The 836-nt window shown below is 48.9% G+C and carries 2 protein-coding genes; both read left to right on the top strand.

Features of this window, described 5'->3' with window-relative positions:
* On the top strand, positions 1 to 388 hold a 388-nt coding region (locus tag ACTHUM_RS15825), incomplete at its 5' end, for a sigma-70 family RNA polymerase sigma factor (RefSeq protein ID WP_440403396.1).
* A 5-nt stretch (positions 389 to 393) separates the two neighbouring features.
* Positions 394 to 836, top strand: a 443-nt coding sequence (locus tag ACTHUM_RS15830) for a sigma-E factor negative regulatory protein (RefSeq protein ID WP_440403397.1), incomplete at its 3' end; no start/stop codon positions are given.

An 836-nucleotide genomic window follows, 5' to 3' on the forward strand; every position in this document is an offset into this window, starting at 1 on the left:
TTATACATGGCTGTACCGTATCGGTATCAATACGGCAAAGAATTTCCTGACCACTTCGGGTCGTCAGTTTTTTGTCAGCTCGGAAGCGGCCAATGAGGAGGGAGATGTTCTTGATTTAACCGATCAGATTGCGGATTACCATACGCCGGAAGCTGAGATGATGAATCGGGAAATCTTGCAGACCGTCGAAGCAAGCATTGCGCAACTGCCAGACGATATGCGTCAAGCCATTACGCTTAGGGAAATGGACGGCTTGTCTTACGAAGAAATAGCTCGGGTAGTGGATTGTCCGATAGGTACAGTACGTTCGCGTATTTTCAGAGCGCGTGAACTGATTGCAAAAGATTTGCGGCCGCTGTTGGATACTTCTGAAGATCAAAGGTGGTAATAAAAATGAACGACAAAACAAATAAAGCATTGGAGTATGTGTCCGCATTGATGGACGGTGAAGCATTGACTGATGAGATGCTGGATGCCGTATTGGCAGACGAGGAAGCATTGCGCGCTTGGCATGAGTACCACATTATCGGCGACTGTATCCGTCAGGGCGCTGCGGCGAAGGTGGCTGATGAAAGCATGCAAAGCAAAGCATTTACAGTGCCTCAAGCTGAGATTGCCGGCAAGCAGGAAAAATATACTCATCGCGAAGCGGCCAATAACGGCTTCTTTAAATTCTTTGCAGCCGCTGCCAGCGTGTGTGCCATTGCTGTGACGGCATGGCAGTTTACGCCGCAAACTTCTAGTGACGCTATGCCGGTTGCCGAGAAGTCTAATATTCAGCCAGCACAAGATATCATTCCAGTAAGCGGTACGCCTGACGATAAAGCGGCTTCCGA

The organism is Neisseria sp. P0021.S006 (genome assembly GCF_051956895.1).